General features: G+C 69.3%; 1 protein-coding gene and 1 pseudogene. One reads left to right on the top strand and one right to left on the bottom strand.

The features are described from left to right. Positions 1 to 171: pseudogene (locus LQV45_RS28665) on the top strand (ArsR family transcriptional regulator); the annotation flags it as partial. A gap of 103 nt (positions 172 to 274) precedes the next feature. On the opposite strand, the gene LQV45_RS28660 reads toward LQV45_RS28665, so the two are convergent. Further along, a complete protein-coding gene (locus tag LQV45_RS28660) occupies positions 275 to 1621 on the bottom strand; it encodes an alpha-hydroxy acid oxidase (RefSeq protein WP_290370336.1) in 1347 nt (448 codons plus the stop codon). Positions 1622 to 1956: the final 335 nt, after the last annotated feature.

Here is a 1956-nt window from a genome sequence, read left to right as displayed (position 1 = left end):
GCACTGGCGGGCCGCCCTGCCGGCAGCCCGCTGAGCCCCGCCGTCGTCATCCCGGTGGGAACGGCGGGGGAAGACAAGATGCCCCAGCAGATCGGGCGGACCGTGGGCCGGGCCGCCACCAGGGCCGCCGATCTCCTGGCCAACCTGCCCAAGTTCGGCCGCAAGAAGTAGGCTTTCCTGCCCCGCGTATGCCGCCCTGGGTATGCGCGCGGCCATCCGCTCCGCCCAAAGGCACCTGGCCGATCTTTCGGGCGCCAGGGGCTTGTCAGAGGTGCTAGGTGCGGAGGATCCGCACGTGCTCGGGGGTGAGGTCCGCGACCCGGCTGACGCCCAGCAGGGCCATGGTGCGTTCCATGTCCTTCTCCAGGATTTGGAGGGCACGGTCCACACCGGCCCGGCCGCCGGCCATGAGCCCGTACAGGTAGGCACGGCCGATCAGCGTGAAGTCGGCGCCCAGGGCGAGGGCGGCGATGATGTCCGCGCCGTTCATGATGCCGGTGTCCAGGATGATCGCCGCGTCGCTGTGGTCGGCCTTTAGTGCCGCGGAGACCTCGGGGAGCAGGTGGAACGGGATCGGTGCCCGGTCCAGCTGGCGGCCGCCGTGGTTGGAGAGCACAATCCCGTCCGCGCCATGGTCCACCACCTTGCGGGCGTCCTCGACCGTCTGGATGCCCTTGACCACGAGCTTGCCCTTCCACGTCTCGCGCAGCCAGTCGAGGTCGGCAAAGGTCAGGGTGGGATCGAACATGGCGTTGATGAGGTCCGCGACCGTGCCCGTGTAGCGGGACAGCGACGCGAAGGTCAGCGGCTCGTGGGTGAGGAAGTTGAACCACCACGCGGGCCGGTAGGACGCATCCAGGACGGTCTTGAGTGTCAGGGCGGGCGGGATGGTCATGCCGTTGCGGACGTCGCGGAGCCTGGCGCCGGCGACGGCGGTGTCCACCGTGACCATGAGGGTGTCGTTGCCCGCCGCGGCGGCACGTTGGATCAGTTCCAGCGAACGCTCCCGGTCCGTCCACAGGTACAGCTGGAACCAGTTGCGGCCCGTAGGTGCGGCGGCCGCCACGTCCTCCAGGGACGCCGTGCCCATGGTGGAGAGGGTGTACGGAATGCCGGCGGCTGCGGCGGCCTGGGAACCGGCGTATTCGCCCTCGGACTGCATCATCCGGGTGAAGCCGGTGGGCGCGATCCCCACCGGGAGCCGGGACGGCCCGCCCAGGATGTCGGTGCTGAGGTCGATGCTGGAGACGTCCCGCAGGACCCCGGGCCGGAATTCGATGTCCAGGAACGCCTGGCGGGCGCGGCGGAGGGAGATTTCGGCCTCGGCGGCGCCGTCCGTGTAGTCGAAGGGCGCCTGGGGCGTGCGGCGCTTGGCCATGTCCCGCAGGTCCCAGATGGTGCTGGCACGGCGCAGCCTGGCGGCCCGGCTGAATTCCGGCTTCTTGAACTGCATCAGGGGAGCAAGGTCGGCGTACTTGGGCACGCGGCGCTTCAACGCGGCAGGGAGCCCGCCGGCGGCCGCGGCTGTGTGGTGCCCGGATGCGGAGACCGCAGGGCCAGGGTCCGTGGCCGCGGGAGTGGTCGGAGCCTCGGGGTTGCCGGGCGGGACGGTGTGCGTCATGGCTGCCTCCATTTGCGGATCGGATGCTGTGCTGGGTTTCCTCACACTCTAGGTGGTGCCGGTGTGCGTCGAGATGTCATTTCGCGGCAGTGCCGGCGAACACCGCCGCGACGTGCCTGCCCGGCGACCACGGACCTGGTCCTGGCCGCCCGGAACTGGCCGCCCGCGGATTGTTACGTCCGGCGTTTGCTCCGGCCGCGGCTCCGGGGCTATGGTCAACGCTATGACTAACCGTTGGTATGCGTATTTTTCGTTGGCTCTGGAGGGGCCCGCGTCTAACTGACACGCATCCAACTTTCCTTCAGAGCCAACAGGGCAGAGATTATTCTCTGCCC

The sequence above is a fragment of the Microbacterium sp. Bi128 genome, assembly GCF_918698205.1.
Note: the sequence above shows the minus strand (reverse complement) of the source record. Positions and strands in the feature narration are given on the sequence as shown.

What these genes read in the sequence shown, in the direction of transcription:
- LQV45_RS28660 (WP_290370336.1), bottom strand. Translation starts at nt 1,621, where the DNA reads ATGACGCACACCGTCCCGCCCGGCAACCCCGAGGCTCCGACCACTCCC.